This is a genomic window from Pseudofrankia sp. EUN1h (genome assembly GCF_001854645.1).
GTDB lineage: Bacteria > Actinomycetota > Actinomycetes > Frankiales > Frankiaceae > Pseudofrankia > Pseudofrankia saprophytica.
On sequence record NZ_MBLN01000064.1, the window covers coordinates 1 to 20,615 of the forward strand.

The window sequence follows — 20,615 nt, forward strand, 5'->3', positions numbered from 1 at the left end:
TGGCGGTGACGCCGTCCGCGCGGATCTGTGGCCCGAACCGGACAACGTGCGCTGGTTCGTCGTCCGGGCCGATCGCGTCGAGCGCGTCATCCCACGAGACCAGCTCCGCCCCGGTGACCGGATCGACGTAGCTGCCGGCCTGCTCGTCCCACGTCGGCAACCCGGGACCGTCTGGCGCGTAGATGGGCGCGTCGGTAGCCGGCCACCACACCTGGTGGTAAGTCGCGGTCGCGACCTGGCGCAGGACGACGCGGGAAACGGTTCCGCGGAACGCGGCATGAAGATGCGGGGCGAGCCGGCGCTGTGGTTCCAGGACTGCGAAGTACTGGACGTCCCAGCCGACGGCGCGGCGCAGGTTCTGCCAGAACCGGTCGATGAGCTTCGGGAAGTGGATCGCGTCCCGCGCCGCTCGCCGGTAGTCATACGAGTCCGGATCGACAGGCGTTCCGTCGGTCAGGACCCTGCCGTAGGTGTCGCAGGTCAAGGTCAGGAACATCGACGGCCGCCAGGCCGTGCCGTCCGGCGCGCTGTACGTCCGGCCGACGGTGCGCTTGTCGACGGGCAGCCGGGGCAGGTCCGCGGCATCCTGCCGCCGCCGGGTCGAGCGGGTCCGCCGTGGCCGTTCCCGGTTGTCCGGCGCAGCCTTGCCGCGGACGCCGAGTTCGGCGAGGGCTTCGTCGACATGGCCGATCACCCCGTCGATGTCAGCGACATTGGCCGCGTCGCCGGCCTGTTCGGATTCTTTGCGGAGGGCTTCGAGGTCGGCGCGGAACCGGCCGAGGTCCTTGGCTTCGTCCGACGGCGGGTCAGGGTCGGGCAGCGGTTCGTCGTCGAGGTGCCATCCGGCCTTGCACTGCGCCATCCGCAGCCGCCGCGCCCGCTCGGCACACGGCGGGCATTTGGACGCCAGGGTGGCGCCGCAGGGGGCGGGGACGATGGTGGTCTCGCCGGTGTCGAGGTCGACGCGGCGCAGCGCCACCGGCCGCACGCAGACGCCCTCTTCGACAGCGACCGCTTCGACGACGTGACGGGCGAGTGGCTGGCGCATCCGGGCCAGCCGGGAGCCAGGCCGCGGCTCCTCGTCCGCCGGATCGACCGGGCCGAGCTCGGCGTCGTCCTGGTCCACGGCGTTCACCGATCGGTCCACGGGTCGCCGTACTCGGTCAGGTCAGGAACCCAGCCGTCCGCCCGACCGCGGGGAGCGGAGCGCCGGCCGCGCGTCTTGGGCCGTGACCACGAGAGCCGCCGCCGCCGGACCGGAGGGTCGAGGCCGAGGACATCCCCAAAGCCACGGGCCCGAAGAATCTCCACCACGTCCGGCCAGACAGCGGGCGCCGATAGCTGCGGACGCGGCGGCACCGCCGGCAGTTCCAGCAGTTCTGGTGTCCAGCCCGTGACCGGGACGCGGTAGCGGTCGACCGTCCGCCGGATCTCACCGTCGTCCGGGAAGGACGCCCGGACCCGGACCGGTTCGGCGCCGCCGTCCTTGGCGACGTAGCCCGTGCCCTGGAGGTCGACGGGGATGTCCTCGCAGCGGGCGCCCTTCTCATGCGCACCGGCGCCGAGGACGAGGTCGACCTGCTCGGCTTCGACCAGGCGCAGCGCGACCCGAACCGGGAACAGGTCCCGGAACGGCAGCGTCTCCTTGCGCGGGTCCTGGACCGCGGCCACCACGACCACGCCCGGCGCCCGCCCCTGCGACAGCAGCAGCGGTAGCGACGCCGACAGCCGCTTCTTCAGATCGCGGTCGGTCACGTAGGCGGTGAGTGCGGCGATCTCGTCGACGACGACCACGATCAGCGGGTCGCCCACGGTCGGCACATGGAGCCGGGACACACCCCGCAGCCCGTCGGCGCGGGACTGCATGCGGGCTACCGCGTCGTCGAGGAGATCGGCGATGGAGGGCAGGTCGTAGGCGAACCGGGCGAACATCGCCGCCCCGGACGCCATCTCCATCCCACCCTTGGGATCACACACCCACAGTTCCGCGAGTCCGGCGGAGACGGCCGGACCCAGGGCGCGGATCAGCGACCACAACACCGAGCCCTTGCCCGCTCCGGTGGCACCGGCGACCAGGACGTGCGACCCGCGTAGCGGCAGCAGCCACGGCGCGCCATCCTCGCGACGGCCGAGGGGCAGGTTCTCGAGATCGCCCGGAGCGTTCGGCCCGTCGAGCGGCGCCGGGGGCACGACGGTGTCCAGCGGGTCGCGGCGGTAGAAGTCGACCCAGACGAACCCGACCCGCTCCGCACGAACCCGGCACGCCCGCGCCCGGTAGATGTGCCGCAGCGCCTCGGCCTGCTCCGCCCAGACGTCGGGAGTCTGCCCGGGCAGCAGCTCCACCCGCAGCGACTCCACCGCGGCCGAGGCGCGGAAGCCGCGGATACGCGGGAAATACTCGTCGAATGTCACCCGCTCCGCGTTCGACGCGGGGATCTGAATCGCCAGGCCGCAATGCACCGTCGCCGCCCGCCACCTGCGGCGGTAGACAGCAACGAGCCGGATCCGGCCCCAGGTCCACCGGGCCGCCCGGTCGAACGAGCACCGATGCACCAGCCGCCAGACCACGGCGACCAGCACCACCGCGCCGGCCAGCACGCCGAGGCCGAGCAGACCCGTGCTCCGGTAGAAGCCGGTCAGAAGGACCAGCACGGCGACGGTGGACGGGTGCCGCACGAGCAGCAACACGAACCGGCCACACAACCGAGCGACCAGACCGGCGAGCACCGCCCACAACGGCACGCGAATCTTGTCGTGGCGCGCAGGTAGGGACGGGATGCGGCGGTCCCCGTTGATTCTGGGCATGACGAATACCACCCGTTTCACGGCAGGGCAAAGCCAGGGCAAGGAAACGTGAAAGAAAGACAGCAGGCCCCGGAACGCCGGCGGCTAGAAAACCGACGCCCCGGGAATCCTGCGAGAAAGCGCGACTATCAGGCCGCGCGCGAAACCGGCGGAATCGTCAGGCTGGAGGTCTCGTCGCCGTCGGTGTCCGAGTGCGCGGTGAAGTGCTGGCAGTTCTCGGCGAAGCGGGCCACCGCGTCCGCCAGGTCCCGGGCGAATCGCAGCGCGGTCGGGTCCAGGTCGTGCGGCGACAACGCGATCGTGACCGTGACGTCCCCGGTCGAGAGACTCAGGATCGGCGACCGCTCGTCATAGGTGTAGAGCGAGACCGATGCCCCGGCGCAGACCGCCAGATGCGCCGACAGCCGCGTCGGCGACGGGCGCTTGCTGTTCACGCCGCCGCTCCCTGGGAACGGCGAGCCGGCAGCGGAGTCGCCGGCCGCAGACCCGAGGCCCGCAGCGCGAACATCTGCCGCGGACGCGACCCGTTCGTGTCCACCCACGGAATCACCAGTAGCCCCACCAGCTCTACCGGCCGGAACGGTGTACCCGGGATCGGGTCCGGCGGCACCGGCGCCACCTCCGCCGCGATCTTCACCTTCAGCTCCGCCGACCGCGCCGTCGGATCCGCATCCATGACCCGCACCGCCCAGAGCCGAACGCCGGTCTCCTTGTCGAGCTCCTGCGGATCCGGCGCACCGGCCCGCATCTTCTCGAAGTCGTTCGACGCCTCCACACCCAGCACGTACGCACCGTTCGGGAACACGTCCCCAAACGCCACCGGAATCCTGCGAGGAATCGCCACCGCGCCACACCTCCATGGGAATCGCCCCCGCCCGGCCGATCCGGGCGTATCGGGACGTCCCCACGATGCGCCGCTCGCCGAGCGCTCGTCGAGCGGATATCCAATGGTTGGATAGCGCCTTTAGATGGAATGCGGTTGGTACTGTCGTGCCGTTCCCGAAATCCATCCGAAGCGATATGTTTGCTTCGTGGCAAACGATGACAGGCGACGGGTTCCACCGCGCGAGGACTGGCGAGCCGTCGCCGCCACCCTCAACGCGAGGATGGCCGTCCGCCGCGTCGGTCAGCAGGAGCTCGCGGAACTCGCTGGAGTGTCGGTCGCGACGCTGCGCGTCTTGCAGCATGGGGCGGGCGGTCGCCGCGTCCAGGACGCCACGTTGGCGGCGGTGTGCCGCGCGCTGGGCTGGCCGACGGACTACCTGCGCCGTGTCCTGCTCGGCGAGCCCCTGCCCAGCGCCCCCGACACGCCCGGCAGCGTCTCCCCCGACGCCCAGGACGAGATCCTGGCCGTTCTACGGCGCATCGAGGCTCAGGTCGAGCAGATCGCCCGCCACCTGAGCCCGGCTTCACGCTGACCGCCCACCGCGGAGTGCGAAGATCGTTGCTGCCGGCTGGTAACGACGAGGGCCGGACCCAGCGGGAAGCGAGTCCCGGCAGGTCCGGCCCGTCAGCCGTCCAACAGTGATGATGTTCTACGACGTCACAAGCGCTGATCGGCTGCTCGGCGGCCGTGAAATGGTCCCGGTCAGCGCGCGCCGCAACGCGCGGAGCGCATCCGCCTGCCCGGCCGCAAACGCCGCCCGTTCGGACGCCGTGGTGTACCGCTCACCAGCGGACAACCCGTCTGGGCTAACCGGCCCGACGAGCATCCCGCCGTGCTCGACAACCTGCTCCACCAGGGAGTTCAGCAGGTCCCCGCGTGACGGCGTCGCGTTTCCGGGCCGGTAGACGAGGACCAGGTCGACGTCGCCGAAGGCTTCGACGAACTCCAGCCCTGCCGGAAGCCGAACGATCTGGTCATATAGCTCCGCCAGGTCCGACCCGGACCCGACGACCAATGCCCAGTCCTCTCCGGCCCAGGGCGCTGCCGCTTCATCGGACCTTCCCTGTCGACCCGCGGCGACTCCAACACCATTCGCACGGGCCGTGTCGGTCGTCGAGACGCCGAGGCCGCCCCCTCCGTCCTCACGCTCCGCCTGATCCTGCGTCATCCGCGTCCCTCCGCTCCACTCACCGATCGTTGTCGACACCCGCCACGTCGGGCGCCGTTGACCGCGTGGCGGGGTCGACGGCAGCCTTGCGCCGATCGACGAGCGCGAACAGGTACGGCGATGGATAGCGGCAGTGGATAATGCGACGAACAGTGCAGGACCGCTCACAGCTTCGGCCGCTGTCCCTCTCAGGAGCCGTGACCATGACTCCAGCCCGCCCCGCGCCCACGCCGCCGCCCGACCTCTGGGACCGCCCAGAGATGGCGAAGGCCCTGGCAGATCGCGACATGGGCCAGGTTCTCAAGATCTATCAGCGATGGACCGGCGCGTCCCAGACCCAGCTTGCGCGCATGGTCAACGTCGGACAGCCGACGATCAGCGGAGTCATCCAGGGCAAGCGCCGAGTCGAAAGCCTGTCGCTCTTCGAGCGCTTCGCAAGCGGTCTGGGCATCCCACGCGCCCGTCTCGGCCTGTCCGACAACGGTCCCCTGCCCTCGGCCCCGGCCAACGCCTCGGCACCAAGCCCGGCGGTAGGCGTCTCGTCCGACTCTGCCGACGAGCGGGACGACGCCCAGGTGCCAGCCGGCGACATCGAGGACCGGCGACTCACGATCGACATCGAGGTTGCCGAAGACGGCTGGGCGACGCTCACCTATCAGCGCGAGCTATACAACGGCACGGCGACGCCGCTCACCCGCCTGAGCCAGGAACTGTGGTTCGAGACGACCAACGGCCCGTTGAAGATCGAGCCGCTACCGTCCCCGGACCGGAACGTTCTCATCCAGCGGATACATGACACGCCGCTCAACGCCCGCTTCGCCTGCCAGATCTTCCCGGCCATCCAGCCGGGCGAGTCTGCCGAAATCGGCTACCGGAGCACCGGCGGACGATTCGTCTACGACCACTACTGGCGCCAGGCGATCCCCCGGCCGACTGGGCTGTTCGTGATCCGGCTACGCCACCACGGCGTGACGACGTTGGCCCGCTGCTCGGCGAGCGAGGACAAGCCGGACGGCTCGGAGATCTCCGCAACCGAGAGTCTTTCGTGGGACCGGGACGGAGATGACGTCGTGATCGAGCTGACAAGGCGTGACCTACGCCCGAACCAGGCCGTGACGTTGAGATGGGATCGCGCGCATGCGTCTACGTGACGAGATCGAGCAGACGATCAGGGCCTGGGACGCGTACGAACGTGCGCGGGGAACGTCCCCGATCATCGACTTCGACTGTGCTCCTGTCTCTGGTGCGGCCGAGGCCGCGCCGAGCCGGCTGGACGTCTATCACCGGCTCACCGTCTTGCACGAGCAGGCCGACCGAGACGGCGACCGGGCGTGCGCCGTGCAGCTTCGCGCGCACCTTGCCTACCTCGGCGCCCTCCTCGGCGAACGCCCCGGGCTCGACGGGTACCTCTCGGCGACCCAAGGATGCCCGGCGTCCGGCTGGTCCGAGGAGTACATCGTCGAAGTCGGCGACCGCGCCCGCCGCGCCCTGGCCGACCTCGGCGTGCCGTGGGACGCGACCACTGCCGACTTCCTCAACAACGTCGAGGGGCCGGTCGATGCGAACGACGCTGGCGAGCTGATCCGAGCCGCCGCCCACGATGCTGAACCGAGAATTCGAGAGTTGGCCCACGCGAACGCGCCGTACACGCTGACGATCGAGACTGCCGAGGTCGACGCCTACTGGGCCTACTGGCTCGACGGCGTGGGCCAAGACGCGCGGCTACGGTTCAACCTGCGCACCGTCAGCTTCACCAAAGTCCGAATCCGCCAGTTCGCCCAGCACGAGATCCTCGGACACGCGCTCCAGTGCGCCAGCTACGCCGCAGGGGCAGACGACGCGGACTGGCCGCGCCTGCTCTCGGTGCACCTGCCCTATCAGGTGCTCCTCGAAGGTCTCGCCCAGGCAATGCCGCTGTTCCTCACTCCCGACGACGCGCCCCTGGTCGCCCGCGTCCGCCTGGACCACTACCTCCAGCTCGTCCGCACCGAGCTACACCGCGCCATCAACGACGGCGCGACCATCGCCGACTGCGCCGCGCACGCCCGCGCCCGCGTCCCCTTCTGGAGCCCCGCGACGATCGGCGACGCACTCACCGATCGTGGCAACGATCCCCAGCTACGCACCTACCTGTGGGCCTACCCCGCGGGCATCGACTGGTTCGTCACCCTTGCCGACAACGCCGACGCCGACACCGTGGGAAAGGTCCTCCGTGCCGCCTACACCCAGCCCCTCACCCCGAACGACCTCACCCAACTCTGGCCGACTGGCCCCCGTATCAGCGGACCCGGCGCCCCTCTTCGTCTACGGAAGCCTTCTCTTCCCTGAGGTCCTGCACGTCCTCATCGACCGCGACCCCACCCGCGTCTCCGCCTCGGCATCTGGATGGCGGGTCATCAGCCTGCCCGAGCGCGTCTATCCCGCGCTGATCCCAGGCCCGGATGACACCGCGTCGGGTCACGTCCTGACCGACCTCACACCCGCCGAGTGGGCCACCCTGGACGCGTTCGAGGCCGACGTCTACACCCTCGACCGCCTCACCCTCACCGGCGGCGGCCACGGCTGGGCCTACACCTGCACCGACACCCCAGAACTCGCCGACCAGCCCGCATGGAGCCCGGACACGTTCGCCCGCGACCACCTCACGGCCTACATCGAACGCTGCACCGCCTGGCGACAGCGCTACGAGCAGACCCAGTAGCCGGACCGGTCGCCGAGCAACTGCCGAATCCGCCGATTTAGGATCAAGGACAGCGCGGTGCGGGCCGTGCCGCGCGGCCGGCTGCGCGCGGCCGTGGACGGCCGTGCTCACCGGGCGCGTCGCGTCCCGCACCGCGCCATGCCTGAAAACGGTCACGATCCCGGCGAGGCCCAACATCGAGGCATGCGCTCCGCATCCCGGTCGGCTGCTTCAATACCAGCGGCGGCAAGTCAAGTAGAGCTGCCGCGCCGCTTCCGTTCCTCAGCGCCGGAGGCGCCTGCGGTACGGGTCGGCTTGCCAACGTAGATTGGTCTGTGCCATCGCGCTCGATCATATAAAAAATTGGATGACACGACTTGGCGGCGGGCGCTTCGGTTGCGGGTATGTTGTCGCATTTTCGACGCCGGACTAATTTACGTGCCGCGTTGGATCTATCGGCGGCGGAGGAACCCGCTTGGTCGGACTCGGCGGGCGGCTGCGAGGTTCGCTCGGAATGTATCCAGCATCGGATGCCCTAGATCAAGGACGCGCTCTGCGGCTGCCAGGTTTTCTTTATAAAGCTGGATTGCCTGATCCAAGCGTCCCGCCGCCTGGTAGGAGCCGGCGACGTTGTTACGGGAGATCATCGTTGATGGGTGGTCGCCGCCGAGTATCCGCTCGCGGTCTGCCAGGGTGGCCTTATATAGCTGGATTGCCCGCTCCGATTGTCCCGCTGCCTGGTGGGCGCCAGCGAGGTTGTTGCGGGCGCTGAGGGTGGACGGATGGTCGGCACCGAGTACTCGCTCCATATCGGCCAGAGTCTTTTGGTGGAGCGGGATTGCCTGCTCCAACCGCCCCGCAGTTTGATAGGCGTAGGCGAGGTTGTTGCGGGCGCCGAGTGTCTCCAGGTGGTCAGGGCCGAGTACCCGCTCCATATCGGCCACAGCTTCTTTGTGGAGCGGGATTGCCTGCTCCAACCGCCCCGCCGCCCGGTAGGCGAAGGCGAGGTTGCTGCGCGAGATTAGGGTGTCCAGATGGTCAGCGCCGAGTACCCGCTCGCGGTCTGCCAGGGTGGCCTTATATAGCTGGATTGCCCGCTCCGATTGTCCCGCTGCCAGGTGGGCGCCAGCGACGTTGTTGCGGGCGCTGAGGGTGGACGGATGGTCGGCACCGAGTACCCGCTCCATATCGGCGACAGTCTTTTGGTGGAGCGGGATTGCCTGCTCCAACCGCCCCGCCGCCTGGTAGGCGCCGGCGAGGTTGTTGCGCGCGGTCAGAATGGATGGATGGTCGGCGCTTAGTACCTGTTCAGAATCAGCCAAGGTCTGCTCGTACAGATCGATTGCCTCCTCCAACCGCCCCGCTGCATGGTAGGTGTGGGCGAGGTTGTTGCGGGCGAGAACGGTGTTCGAGTCGTCGGCACCGAGTACCCGCTCCATATCGGCCACGGCTTTTTGGTGGAGCGGGATTGCCTGCTCCAACCGCCCCGCCGCCTGGTAGGCGCCGGCGAGGTTGTTGCGCGCGGTCAGAATGGATGGATGGTCGGCGCTTAGTACCTGTTCAGAATCAGCCAAGGTCTGCTCGTACAGATCGATTGCCTCCTCCAACCGCCCTGCTGCTTGATAAACGTAGGCCAGGTAGTTGCGGGACTCTATGGTATTCGAATGGTCCACGCCTAGGTGGGTTCGGTTAAGAGCCAAGCTACGTGCTATGTAAGGAATCGCGGCGTCTGGTCGACCGTGGTGTGCCAGATAGAGCCCGGTCTGGCCACATAGCCAAGACAAAGCCYGGATCGTTTCTCCGTCCCGCTCGTTTTCATCGGCGTCGAGTACGGCCCGGACGTGCGGCAGCAGGTCCCGCCAGCGTGGCCAGCCCGCAGGATCGCGKACATCGGCCGGCACCGTCGCGGCCAGCAGCCGGACCAGACACGCTTCGGTGGCTAGCCTGTCTTCCGAGGTCATCTCGGCGCGGGTCGCCGCGGCGATCAGCCGGTGGACCGTCAGCACTGACCCGTCACGGCGTGCCAAACTGTAACCGACCAGCGCGCCGACCGCGTCTGCCCAGGCCAGCGGATCACCCGCCGCCGCGCGCAACGGACCCTCGGCCAGCTCAGCACTGCCGCCCGCGACAAGGTCGAGCGGGATGGGMTCCGGTCCGCAGAACGCGCACAGCTCCAACAGCGCTCCCGCCGCGGGTGGCTCGGCGCGCAGACGGGCCATCGACAACGCCCACAGATTCGCCACCGTCACCCCGGGCCGATCTGCCACCCGCCCGCGGCCCAGYATGTCCCCGAGCCGGCTTTCCACCAACGTCGCGTACTCCGCCGGCGGCATTCCGGTCTGGCGCAGATAACCCGCAGCCTGCTCCACCGCGAGCGGCAGAAGACCCAGCACCGCGACAACCCGTCCGGCCACCTCCAGATCGATGCCACGCACCCGCTCGGCCAGCAGCGCGACCGCCTCCCTCGACGTGAACTCACCGACCTCGACCGCCCCGCCCGCCCCATCAAGCCCCGCCAGTCGGGACGTCACCAATAGCCGGCCCCGCGGATCCGACGGCCGAAACGGCGTCACCAGATCCCACGCGTCGACGTTGTCCAACACCAGCAGCCAGCGATGCCCCTGGTGTCGTAGCTCAGCCGCGACCGTCGGCCAGTCCGCCCCTTCCGCCAGACCGATCGCCACTCCCAACGCGCCGATGTGCCCCGCGACCAGGTCCGCGTCCTGTGCCGGCACCCACCAGACCACCTCGAATTCGTCCTTGTGCCGGTGCGCGTACTCCACCGCCAATGCCGTCTTGCCCGTCCCGCCCGCGCCCTGCACCGCACATACTGAAGTCAGACCCTGCGCGGCCAGATCCTCGGCCATACCCGCCAGCAACGCTTCCCGGCCGACGAACCGCGCCAACCTTGGCGGCACATTCCACACCCCTGGCAAATCCATCGGAAACACCGGCGCCGCGCCCGCCGAACCCCCAACCGCCACGCCCACAGATGTGACACCGGCATCCACCGACACGGGAAAACGTGGCGCCACCGCAGGCTTACGCCGACGCAGCGCAACCGCGTCCAACAGTCGGGTCCGCGCAGCCTGCTCGTCGACGCCGAACAGATCCACCGACACGATCTGACGCAACAGCCCCGGCCGGGCGCACTCTTCCACCCGCACCACCAACAGCAGCCGCTTCGCCCCATCCGGGTCGGCCGCCCACACCGCCTGCCACTCCTCCGACGCGAACGCCGACCTCAGATACGCCTCTGACAGCACCGCCACCGTGCGCCGGCCACCCGACAACGACCGCTGCATCTCACTGACGAAATGAGACCCCGGCCCGAAGTCCCACGCTTGAATCAACGCCTCATGCCCCACGGCCTCAAACGTCCAGGCAACCCACTCCGCCCACCGGACATCCACACCTGTATACGACACAAAGAAGCGTTGCTGCGCGTCGACCGCGCTCCCGCCGGTCATAGCACCAGTATCCCACGCCCAGCAGCCACCCCGACACCCACCGCCACCAGCCACTACACAGCCGCCGCCGCCTGACACTGGACCCCGACCGCGTACCCGAGCCCACGAATTACAACGAACGACGACGAACACCCAGTAGGCACCGCGCACCAGTCACGCAGGCGCCATGGATCAGCACTGACATGAGCGGATGGCGCTGGTGTAGCCAACCGTGTGGCCCAGCCGGCGGACCGGAGCGGACGGCGGTGGACGACGGCAGAATCGATCACCATCCCAGACCGAGGCAGCGGACGCCTACGGACGTCGGTGGACGACCCGGACCGACTTTGCAAGGCCGAGCTCCGAGGTCAAAACACCTATTGTCGCCTTTGCTGGGACAACATGGTTCCGAGATTGTTTAACGAACCGGCAAGATAGTTACTGAAAGCAGCAGGGTTCGAAGCGGCCAGTTGAGAATAGATCTCTACAGCCTCTTTTGTGGCGATTAGTGCTTCCTCTAGCCGTCCTAGTTCCCACAGCTTGGCGCCGAGATTATTTAGTGAACTGGCAAGGTAGTTGCGGAAAGCGGCAGGGTTAGTTGCGGCCAGCCGGCGACGGATATCCAACGACTGCTCAACGGCAGCGAGTGCTTCTGCCGGCCTACCCGCGCTTGAAAGATGTGTGCCCAGGTTGTTTAGGGAACTGGCGAGGTCCGGTTCGAACGCGGCCGGATTTGCTACGGCCAGTCGGCGATGGATCTTCACCGCCTCTTCGGCGGCGGTTAGTGACTCCTCCAAACGCTCCATGCCCGAAAGCGCAATACCGAGATGGCTCAGGGTGCTGGCCAATTTAGATTCGAATGCAGCAGGGTTAACAGCGGCCAGTCGACAGTAGATGTCAACAGCTTCTTCGGTAGCGGCCAGCGCTTCCTCCATCCGGCCCAATATAGACAGCCTGACACCCCGGCCGTCGAGCGAAGCGGYAAGGCCGGTCTCGAACGCTCCTGGGTTGTCCACTGCGAGCCGGCGATAGATTTCTACGGCCTCGTCGGTCGCGGCTAATGCCTCTTCCCACTGCCCTAACTCCGACAGCCAAATTCCACGGTTGTTCAACGCGCCGGCGAGGCCAGACTGAAACATGGCCGGGTTGGCAGCGAACAGCTCGCGGTAGATCACTACAGATTCCTCGGTTGCGGTCAGCGCCTCCTTTCGTTTCCCAGCGTGAGACAGATGTGTGCCAAGGTTATTAAGCGAACCGGCGAGGTCGGATTGAAACGCGGCTGGGTTCGTGGCGACCAGCCCTCGGTAGATCTCTACAGATTCTTCGGTAGCGGTGAGCGCTTGGTCCCGTCGTCCCACATCGGATAGCCAGGCGCCAAGGTTGTTAAGCGTGCGGGCGAGGTGGTGRCTGAAGACAGCCGGCCTAGTGGCGGCCAGCCGGCGATATATCTCTACAACTTCTTCAACAGTGGCCACCGCCTTCTCACGCAGTCCCAGAGCCGACAACCGGGCGCCGAGGTTCCCCAAAATGCGGACCAGATCCGCTTCGAAGACGGCTGGGGCGGCAATGGCCAGCCTGCGGTAGATCTCCGCAGCGTCCTCAGCGGCGGTTAGTGCCTCGTCCCACCGTCCTATGTCCGAAAGTGCAATTCCTAGGTTGTCAAGGGAAATGCCGAGGTCGGGCTCGAAAGCGGCTTGGTTAGCCATAGCCAGCCGGCGACGGATTTCCACGGCCTCTTCTGCGGCAGCCAACGCCTCCTCCCGCTGCCCCAAATCAGACAGCTTGACACCCAAGTTGTTCAGCGAGCCAGCGAGGTCGGGTTCGAATGCGGCAGGGTTGTCGACGGCCAGCCTGCGGTAGATCTCCTCAGCGCTTTTGATAGCGGCCAGTGCGTCACCCCGGAGCCCTAGATCCGATAGTCCGATTCCGAGGTTGTTCAGCGAACTGGCTAGTTCGGATTCAAATGCGACAGGGTTAGCCGCGGCTAGCCGGCGCCACGTCTGCACCGCTTCTTCAGCAGCGGCCAGCGCCTCCTCTCGCCGACCCACAGCTGACAACCGAGCACCAAGGCTTCTCACCGCGCGGGCGAGGTGCGGTTCGAACACGGCAGGGTTAGCCGTAGCTAGCCGGCGCCACGTCTGCACCGCTTCTTCAGCAGCTGCTAGCGCCTCCTCTCGACGCCCGACGCCCGACAGCCCGATTCCGAGGCTACTTAGCGCATGGGCGAGGCGCGGTTCGAACGTGATCGAATTCGTCTCAGCAAGCCCGCGACAGATATATACGGTCTCTTCTATTGCGGCCAGTGATTCTTCCCGCCGCCCGGCACGCTGGAGCCGCCAAGCGACCTTTTCGAATAAGGGCACGCGCCCGGCCGGGTCGGCAGTTGTGGACAAACGATAGGAATGCAGACGCGTGGCGACAGCGGCAATACCTACATCAAGATCAACGTCCGGATAATCAGGAAAAAAACGCTCCAGCGCCACAAGCACGTCAGAACCAATTTTATCCCAAGTCGCCAAGGTAGTAAGTGCGGGGCCGCCTGCCAGTATTGCCAGGTTGGGGTTGTCTCGTAGAAGGGTATTGAGGTGCTCACCGACATGCGGCCAGCGTTTCGCAGCCTCCACGAGGACCGTTAACCCGCGGCCTAGCCACACCGGGCCGGGTTCGACGGACCCGGCTTGCAACAGCTGGGACAACGCTGACAACGCCCACGGATCTGAATACTCAGTGCTGGATTCGCCAGGCATTAGCAATGCGAGAAAATCTTCTCCCAGACGATCCGGATATAGCGGTTCCAGTACCAAAGATTGATCTGCTGGCGGATAGCAAACCGCATGATCTGCTAGAATTTGCCCCGCAGTTTCCGGCGATGAAACTATGCCGACCTGGCTAAGAACACCTACCGCGATGGTGTACGGTAGTGGACGTGTCACTGTTGCGGTGAAAACCGTGCGCCCCAGCACTTGCGGAGTGGTCAATACTCGCTGCTCGTGCTTGTCGTGAAGACGTTGCCAATGGTCCCGTTCTCGACGAAGCATATACCCAGACAGTCCAGCGGAATTATCGGGAATACTGCTTCGAGTATGCAGCGCATCGACTGCAGACAACGCCGCCATATGCACAGTTAGCACCAGCCCGTAGGCTTCGTCATTCAAGCCTGCCGGGGGCTGAACTTTCGATCTTTCCACTCCGAGTAGCTCGGCAAACCGGTCAGCCGCGGCGTTGAACAGGTCCGTCCGATTTGACTCAGAGGTCGCAATTGGTCCGAGTCGCTGATCCGATACCGCTACGTCCTGATCTTCGAGACGGTGCGCCAACGACTGCCACCACCCGCCAGCCGGCCGAGCTAGAAGCAACACTCGCACGGGAACGTCAGCAAGCATCAGCCGGTCTTGCATCAGAGCGCATAGATCAAGCAGCGGCCAACGCTCGGCATAGTCGACCAGGAGCAAAAGACCGTTGGCACCTGACAGCTCCGCCCGTTCGCCTACGAGCGTTGGCTTCTGCCTGCCCGTCCAGACGGCCCAGCCCACGGCAGCTGACTCCATGGCAAACTGTGCCGCCAACCTACTCTTCCCTTGACCCCCAGGACCGTGCAGAAGGCGTACTGCGATGTGTGCGCTGTCGTCTCTCCAAGCGGCCAGCGCCTCACGGTCTCCCGCCCTGCCGGCGAAAGGAACCAGCCGGTAGCGGACTGACAACAGCTGGCTTGGTGCAGCCGATGTAGGTGGCGACGGTGGTACCAGCGGGAAGCGCGCCAGCTCATACCCAGGCTCACGGTTGTAAAAATGCTGTTCTCGTGCCACATATAGATCACGGCCCGCGATATTGACCTGATCGCCAGATAACATCAAGCTTCCCGCTTCTCAGGCTTCAGGTCGATCTCCGTGGAAGATCTGAGCGCCTCGTTGTACTGCGTACACATCGCGGCCTGCCGTGTTGTTCTGTACCCAGGACTGATTGTCAACTGGTAGTGCCGTCTGGGTCCGCTCCACCCATGCTCGAAGCTCCTCGGCTGCCTCAGGGAACTCTGCAAGCAGATCCGCCAATCGTACCTGCCACACCGGTACCAACTCAGCCCGCAACCGCTCTCGYTCGACCCCAGACACAGCCTCCAGCGCTGCGGCATCCTCATCCAACCACTCGCCAGCCAGTTCCTCACGGCGCCGGCCCAATCGGCCGAACAGTTTCACTGCCCCATCTCTTGCAGACTCCCACGCATCCGTCGCGGCGGCGGCTACTAGCGCTCCACTCCCGGATGCTGCCAACGGAACGATCCACTCTGCTACCATCGCGACCCCCGTTGTTGACGAACCTCACCAGGCGCCACAGATCTACCACATCACAAGCCGAGGTGGTACGCCGCTCGCAGTGCGGTGTGCCGCCTCGGTGCCGGAGCGGCTTGGCTGCAAGCAACCGGACGGCCCGGTCGGTGTCAGGGCTGCGATCTGCACCGACGAACCGTGTCGAAGATCGATGCACCAAGGCATCTAGGATCTCATGAGCCGCTGGCCGATTGGACTTGAGGCCCATTAGGTGACAGCCAGTCTGACGGGCGAGCCCGCGGACGACGGGGGAAACCATGGACATCACCGAAAGATCGAAATCAAACTGCGGAGCAGAAGATTCGTGTCCGGGCCGGCGCGCGCTATCGGTATCGGATCCGAGGTGGCACAGCCGTCGGGTGCATGCGCGCTACTGAACCCAAGCGTGTAGCCGAGCCGGCGGACGTCTCTGGACGATGGCGGACGTCGTCGGAATCGCGGGGCTGATCTCGCCGACCGTATGGACAGCTGTGGACGTCGGTGGACGACTCGCCCTCTCCTCTTAGCCGCGATTTTAGGACGAGTAGCTGTGCCGTTTCCGTTCCTCGGCGCTGGCGCGCCTGCGGTACGGGTCGACTTGCCCACGGAGATCTTGTCGACTGGCCGTAGGTGGTACAGAGTCGGAGGTCGATGGCGATCATGCCCCGCGTTGGCCGCAGCTCCGGCCGATGGCAGCCAGGTTGGCAGCCAAGCCGGCAGGTGGCAGCGGACGAGTGTGGACGCCTACGGAACCCGGCGCCCGTCAGACCTGGACCAACGGACGTCGGTGGACGGATACAGACGAGTACTCGGGAATCTCATAATCCTCCGGTCGTGGGTTCGAGCCCCACCCGCCCCACCGCGATTCCCGTTCTGGCAGGTCAACGGGCCGAAGTGGATCAGACTGCGTCTTTGGCTGCTTCTGGCAGCCACCGCCCTGGCCTTGGCTTCAAGGGTCTATCTGATCCATGACCAGGCAATACGCGAGTCCTGAGTCCCGGACAGCGCTGGCACAGCGGGGTAGTCGTAAAGATCGCCAAGGACCGCTTCGAACGTCAAGTCGACCCTGACGGAGTGCTCCCACCGAGGAGGACCCTCGGCGTTTTGCCTCCGCCCGCCGCGAGCCACGCGCAAGTCCGCCCAAGCCGGCGCCGCTGGCGGGACGAAGCACGGCGCCGTGCTCGCCGCCATGGAGGAAGGGCGTGAGGCGGTGGCCGCCGTGGTCATATCGTTGCTGCTGGGTGTATTTCGATGGTGACTCTAACGAGGGAGGGACGGCCAGGTGACTCGCCGACGATCTGACGCGGCAGGCGCCTGATCGGCCGCCCGCACATACGGTATTAGGCGACCGCGCCAGCGATCCGATCATTGTGGTAGGCGAGACTCTCGTCGGAAATATAGTGGCCGGCAGCTGGGCGAATGCTCGCACGGTCGAGGCGTATAGCGCCATAGTCGCACAGGGCATGGTGATTCGGACAGAGTACGATGATATTCGAAGCGATATCCGGGCCATTGTGCTTCCCGCCGAGCGGGATAATGTGGTGCGCCTCGGAGTATGTCTGAGACGGCGATACCCAGAGCGCTTCACCGCACAACTGGCACCGGTCCCTGTGCAGTAGTTTTACTTCACGGGCGAGTGGCGTATCGCGCAGGACCCGGTAGGTCAATTGTTTCGCGCGCACTGGCACGAGGTTCCCAACCAGAAGATCGATCCGAAGGTCGACGGCGGCGGGTGTCTCAGTGACAGCCGACCGTAGGCCCCACACACCGCGCCCAAGACCTTGCACTGAGAAGAACAGATCCTCATGGTGCTTGAAGCCGGCCGAGTCAGACGACCGATCCTCCACGACCCGTCGAACAACATCTTTCCAGGTCCGCGGCAGATTCGGCCGCAGCTTGGCCACCTCCGCGTAGATGTCGCTGTACGTGCCCGATCCGCCGAGCCTCTCCAAGGCAGTCACGATGTCTTCAGCCCACGTCGCCACACGACCACGCTAGCGATGCCCTCCCGTGCGCCTCGCGGCGGCATGGAGGCCAACGTGGCCGCCCGGCTGCCCCGCATTGCGGCCATCTCGACCGAAAGAGGCAAGGCCCGCTGCCAGCCAGTCAGCAGAGGAGGCGCTGGACGGCGGCAGACACCGGGAGACTGCCATCCCCGCCTCCGTCTGCCCAACTACGCCAGGACCGCCTATGGAGCGCGACGACAGTCGCACCAATAATCGCGATCTACGCCTAGATCCGCGATCTCCATCACATGTCTCGCACTTCGCCTACCTCCGTACAGCGGAGTATTCGACGCTCCACGGTCGCGCGCGACCTGCATCGATCCAGCTCAGCACACCGCATAGCCGGATAGTCCTCATAATCCTCCGGTCGTGGGTTCGAGCCCCACCCGCCCCACAGGCCCCCGACCTGCATGTTCTCATCAGGGCACGGGGCTTCGCATAGAACGAAAAGGCCTTCGGAGGCCGTTCCGGGTACGAACCGGGTACGTTGCGACTGCAACTACCTTGAGCCCCTCCGCTGCCAGCTACGTTGCGTAGCCGCCATGCTGGTGCGGAGCCCGCCGCCGACATCGCTGTCCGGGCACGACCTATCCCGTATCCACATGGAACGAGGACGCGCGGGGTTTTCTACGTAGGAGTTTTCCGGCGCGCCACGCCGGTCACAGGCCGAGGTCGGGTCCGTCGAGTTCTGGCCCATCGTGGTCGGGGGGCGGGTCGTGGTCGAGTTCGTCCCAGCCGGCGGGACGGCGGGTGCGTGGAACGATTCTGGCGGCGGCTTCCGCGGCTTCCCGCCTGGTTTCCTCGAACAGGGTGGTGTAGACGTCGCCGGTGATCTGGATCGAGGAGTGGCCGAGCAGGTCGGAGACGGCCTTCATGTCGCGGGTGGCGCGATAGACGATGCTGGCCGCGTGATGACGCAGGTCGTGTAGCCGTGTCGGTGGCAGGGGGCGGTTGTCGAGCGCGACCTGGATCGCGGCGGCGGGCATGCGGTGGCGGCCTGCCAGGTAGTCGACACTCCAGCCTCGGTCGAGATGTTCGCGGCGGATCGTGGTGTAGCGGGCGACGAGACGGTCGAAACGCTGGCTGACCCCGTCCGGGCTCAACGCGCGGCCGTCGGGATGGGTGAACACCCGGCCGCTGTCGATCCATCTGTCGCCGGCAGTGGCGCGTTCCGCCGCCTGGCGGTGCCTCCAGATCCGCAGCACCCTGACCGTCACGTGGTCGAGGGTGACCAGCCGATCGCTGGCCTCGCTCTTGGTTTCGTCGTACTCGTCGTCCTCCTCAAGGCCCTCCCCGCCGGTGTCCGGGTCGTTCTCCAGGATGTAGGCACTGCCGGCCGCCAGGTCGACCTCCGCCCAGCCCAGCGCGACAGCCTCACCACGGCGCAGGCCACGCTGGGAGATGAGGTGCCACAGCGCGTAGAGCCGGTCGTCGGCGACGAAGTCCAGGAACGCCCCTGTCTGCGCCGGCGTCCACACCATCACCTTCGACGGGCGCCGGCCGCTGTGTTCCCACGCCGCGACCCGCGGCGCGGTCCACAACAACGCACGCTGGCGACGGGGCCTGGGCCGCTCGGCGTACTGCGCCGGGTTCGCCCGCAACGGCACATTCGGGCGGCGCACACCCGCGTTCAGCGCGCTCATCGCGGTCGCGTGCACCAGCTTGATCGCCGCCGCGCTGAGCGGACGGCGATACTGCGGCCTGTCCCTACGGACCTCCAGCAATCGCGCGAGCAGGAACGACGGCCGCTGACCCTTCAGATCACGACCGATCAGACGCATCGCCTTGTACAGCTCATCGAAATGGTCGTCCCGCAGCTCCGTCAGCCGCAGGTATCCCAGGCCGGGCTTCAGGTAGAGCCTGATGTGGTTCTCATAGCCGCGGCGGGTGGTCGGCTTCAGGCTCGTCTTGCTCGCGATCCACCAGTCGAGGTATTCACCGAAGGTCTGATCCTTGCCATCGACGCTCGGCCTACCCAGATTGAGCCCGCTCAGCGAATCCGCCAACGCTTGCCCAGCCTCGGTCTCTGTCCGGAAAGGACCGCCACCGGCCGTGCGCCGCCGGCCGTCAGGCCTGGCGGGATGTCGTGCCGGTACCACCAGCCCCCATGATCGGAACGGGTGGATTTCGGGCCGCTCTTCCCGAGCTCCTTACCGGTGACCGGGTCGGTGCAGTGACACCGCTTGAAAACCGTACCCTTCACCGGACAACACCCCGCGTCACCCAGGTCCGGACGGGCCACTGACTCGAGCCTCGACGACCCGGGCGTGACCGGTCGAAGAAAGACCGGTCGGTCGTGATGAAAGAAGAGGTCATAACCGGCACGCTCAACACCGGAGACATCGCGACAGCCATCGTCACAGCCCTCGCCATTGCCATCCTCGCAAGCCACGTCTTCGCCAGCCATCGCTCTCACGGCGACGGCGCACACGTCACCGCCCCATCGCCGGAGGCCGAGACCAGGTTCCGCGAGGTCGCGCACCTGGAGGCCCCGCCCGAGCACCGCGCCGAGGCCAGGAACAACAGCTCTCGAGCACGCGGTTGCCCGCCGTGCTTCGACCGGACGGCGCAACGTGCAGGACGATCAGATGCATGGCTGTACCGAGATCCGGTGTCAACGCGATCGACGTCGGCGGGGCCCCGATGCTTCTCACCGTGACCGGTGGTGGCGACGCGATCCATCTCGCTCGCACCGCCGACTCGTCGTCACCCGGCCAAAGCGCGGTCCCCGACTTCTACTTCGACACGTCACGACGGTGGGACTCGACCGCGGTCGCCAACTACACCGCGGCCGAGCTCCTGGCGCCCCGCTGGGCCGAGACAACGCTGTGCGGCAGGGTCTGGGCTGTCATGGCCGGCGGGGAGGGCGGGCCGCTGCGTGAGGATGGCGAGGTCGCGTTCGCACCTACCTGCCGCCGCTGCCTCACGCTGATCGACCGCTACTACCCGAAGCCCCCCGCAGACCCCAGGTTCTCACTGGTCGCACAGCTCGCGGCCGATGTCGTCTGCGAACAGGGATTCGCGGAGGTACGCGGCGTTCCAGGCGACCAGCAGACGGAACTGCGGAAGGAGATCCGGAAACTGGTACGCGACAGAACCGGTCACACCACCAAGACGTTCTGCCGGGACAGCACCGTCTACATAGAATGCCGCGAAGTGTACAGCCAACACGCCGCAGAACACGCCCGCGCCGGGGCCGAAGCCATCAGCGAGTATCTTGCCGCTGACGGCGAACCCCGCCCACGAAGGCCCGCCGACTGGGTTGTCTCCTGGGAAACCTGGAACGTCGACTGAACCGACCAAGGTCGGCGGGCAGG

General features: G+C 66.6%; 15 protein-coding genes. 5 read left to right on the forward strand and 10 right to left on the reverse strand.

Annotated features, from left to right (window positions below; genetic code table 11):
• The 4 genes from BCD49_RS23660 to BCD49_RS23675 all read right to left on the reverse strand — a co-directional run.
• Nucleotides 1-1,135 (reverse strand): replication initiator (locus tag BCD49_RS23660; RefSeq protein ID WP_083401672.1); only part of this gene is annotated, 1,135 nt, incomplete at its 3' end.
• Nucleotides 1,132-2,805, reverse strand: a complete 1,674-nt coding sequence (locus BCD49_RS23665) for an FtsK/SpoIIIE domain-containing protein (RefSeq protein ID WP_007506785.1) — start codon at nucleotides 2,803-2,805, stop codon at nucleotides 1,132-1,134. The genes BCD49_RS23665 and BCD49_RS23660, both read right to left, overlap by 4 nt.
• Nucleotides 2,806-2,933: 128 nt before the next feature.
• Nucleotides 2,934-3,239, reverse strand: a complete 306-nt coding sequence (locus tag BCD49_RS23670) for a hypothetical protein (protein ID WP_007506787.1) — start codon at nucleotides 3,237-3,239, stop codon at nucleotides 2,934-2,936.
• Complete coding sequence (locus tag BCD49_RS23675; RefSeq protein WP_007506788.1) at nucleotides 3,236-3,649, reverse strand: hypothetical protein; 414 nt, start codon at nucleotides 3,647-3,649, stop codon at nucleotides 3,236-3,238. Before BCD49_RS23675 ends, BCD49_RS23670 begins: the two co-directional genes overlap by 4 nt.
• A 124-nt stretch (nucleotides 3,650-3,773) precedes the next feature.
• Here BCD49_RS23675 and BCD49_RS23680 point away from each other — a divergent pair, with 124 nt between their 5' ends.
• Nucleotides 3,774-4,223, forward strand: coding sequence for a helix-turn-helix domain-containing protein (locus tag BCD49_RS23680; protein ID WP_007506789.1), 450 nt, complete (start codon nucleotides 3,774-3,776; stop codon nucleotides 4,221-4,223).
• A 117-nt stretch (nucleotides 4,224-4,340) separates the two neighbouring features.
• On the opposite strand, the gene BCD49_RS23685 is transcribed toward BCD49_RS23680, so the two are convergent.
• On the reverse strand, nucleotides 4,341-4,706 hold the full coding sequence (locus BCD49_RS23685; RefSeq protein WP_232794406.1) for a hypothetical protein: 366 nt from the start codon (nucleotides 4,704-4,706) through the stop codon (nucleotides 4,341-4,343).
• 356 nt (nucleotides 4,707-5,062) lie between these two features.
• Here BCD49_RS23685 and BCD49_RS23690 point away from each other — a divergent pair, with 356 nt between their 5' ends.
• The 3 genes from BCD49_RS23690 to BCD49_RS23700 are packed head-to-tail and all read left to right on the forward strand — an operon-like array spanning nucleotide 5,063 to nucleotide 7,560.
• Entirely contained in the window at nucleotides 5,063-6,010 is a 948-nt protein-coding gene (locus tag BCD49_RS23690) for a helix-turn-helix domain-containing protein (protein WP_007506791.1), read from the forward strand.
• Entirely contained in the window at nucleotides 5,997-7,187 is a 1,191-nt protein-coding gene (locus tag BCD49_RS23695) for a hypothetical protein (protein ID WP_007506792.1), read from the forward strand. The genes BCD49_RS23690 and BCD49_RS23695 overlap by 14 nt, the downstream gene beginning before the upstream one ends.
• On the forward strand, nucleotides 7,072-7,560 hold the full coding sequence (locus BCD49_RS23700) for a gamma-glutamylcyclotransferase family protein (RefSeq protein ID WP_083401658.1): 489 nt from the start codon (nucleotides 7,072-7,074) through the stop codon (nucleotides 7,558-7,560). The genes BCD49_RS23695 and BCD49_RS23700 overlap by 116 nt, the downstream gene beginning before the upstream one ends.
• Nucleotides 7,561-7,991: 431 nt before the next feature.
• On the opposite strand, the gene fxsT is transcribed toward BCD49_RS23700, so the two are convergent.
• From fxsT to BCD49_RS45230, 5 genes are all read right to left on the reverse strand, one after another.
• Complete coding sequence (fxsT, locus tag BCD49_RS23705; RefSeq protein WP_071041917.1) at nucleotides 7,992-11,009, reverse strand: FxSxx-COOH system tetratricopeptide repeat protein; 3,018 nt, start codon at nucleotides 11,007-11,009, stop codon at nucleotides 7,992-7,994.
• 356 nt (nucleotides 11,010-11,365) lie between these two features.
• The gene (locus BCD49_RS40975; RefSeq protein WP_158072963.1) at nucleotides 11,366-14,440 is read right to left on the reverse strand and encodes a tetratricopeptide repeat protein; all 3,075 of its coding nucleotides are present in this window, start codon (nucleotides 14,438-14,440) and stop codon (nucleotides 11,366-11,368) included.
• Between the two features lie 2,192 nt (nucleotides 14,441-16,632).
• Nucleotides 16,633-17,253 carry an HNH endonuclease gene (locus tag BCD49_RS40980; RefSeq protein WP_007506795.1) on the reverse strand — a complete coding sequence of 207 codons (621 nt, stop codon included), beginning with the start codon at nucleotides 17,251-17,253 and terminating at the stop codon, nucleotides 16,633-16,635.
• A gap of 704 nt (nucleotides 17,254-17,957) precedes the next feature.
• Nucleotides 17,958-19,304: a tyrosine-type recombinase/integrase gene (locus tag BCD49_RS23710; protein WP_007506796.1), complete on the reverse strand. Its 1,347-nt coding sequence runs from the start codon at nucleotides 19,302-19,304 to the stop codon at nucleotides 17,958-17,960.
• Nucleotides 19,289-19,780 carry a hypothetical protein gene (locus BCD49_RS45230; RefSeq protein WP_232794407.1) on the reverse strand — a complete coding sequence of 164 codons (492 nt, stop codon included), beginning with the start codon at nucleotides 19,778-19,780 and terminating at the stop codon, nucleotides 19,289-19,291. The genes BCD49_RS23710 and BCD49_RS45230 overlap by 16 nt, the downstream gene beginning before the upstream one ends.
• Nucleotides 19,781-19,848: 68 nt before the next feature.
• Between BCD49_RS45230 and BCD49_RS23715 the strand changes: the two genes are divergently transcribed.
• Nucleotides 19,849-20,592, forward strand: a complete 744-nt coding sequence (locus BCD49_RS23715; protein ID WP_131803562.1) for a hypothetical protein — start codon at nucleotides 19,849-19,851, stop codon at nucleotides 20,590-20,592.
• Nucleotides 20,593-20,615 lie beyond the last annotated feature (23 nt).

What these genes read in the sequence shown, in the direction of transcription:
- BCD49_RS23695 (WP_007506792.1), top strand. Translation starts at nt 5,997, where the DNA reads ATGCGTCTACGTGACGAGATCGAGCAGACGATCAGGGCCTGGGACGCG.
- BCD49_RS23680 (WP_007506789.1), top strand. Translation starts at nt 3,774, where the DNA reads ATGGAATGCGGTTGGTACTGTCGTGCCGTTCCCGAAATCCATCCGAAG.
- BCD49_RS23690 (WP_007506791.1), top strand. Translation starts at nt 5,063, where the DNA reads ATGACTCCAGCCCGCCCCGCGCCCACGCCGCCGCCCGACCTCTGGGAC.
- BCD49_RS23665 (WP_007506785.1), bottom strand. Translation starts at nt 2,805, where the DNA reads ATGCCCAGAATCAACGGGGACCGCCGCATCCCGTCCCTACCTGCGCGC.